The sequence below is a fragment of the Streptomyces macrolidinus genome (assembly GCF_023887685.1).
GTDB classification, from domain to species: Bacteria; Actinomycetota; Actinomycetes; order Streptomycetales; family Streptomycetaceae; genus Streptomyces; species Streptomyces macrolidinus.
The window spans coordinates 1-286 of the sequence record NZ_JAMWMR010000127.1; the positions used below are offsets into that span (position 1 = coordinate 1).

At 69.9% G+C, this 286-nt stretch carries 1 protein-coding gene; it reads right to left on the reverse strand.

Features of this window, described 5'->3' with window-relative positions; genetic code table 11:
• The coding region (locus tag NGF19_RS30525) for a transposase (RefSeq protein WP_252429196.1) at window positions 1–286 on the reverse strand (286 nt) is incomplete at both ends.

The following is a 286-nucleotide window of genomic DNA, read 5'->3' on the forward strand; positions in this document are numbered from 1 at the left end:
GACCCAGCGTTGGGTACCCAGGCCGGAGCCGTGCTCGGCACCACGCCGGGCGATCAGTGGTTTCACGCCGAGATCCCAGACCAGGCGGCGGTACTTGTCGTGATCGTAGCCGCGGTCGGCCAGCACGACGTCCGGGCGGCGCTGGGGCCGGCCGCGCTTGCCGCGCACGGGCGGTACAGCCTGGAGAAGCGGGATGAGCTGGGTGACATCGTTGCGATTGCCGCCGGTCAAGGTGACGGCGAGCGGGATGCCGGTGGCGTCGGTGATCAGGTGATGCTTGCTGCCT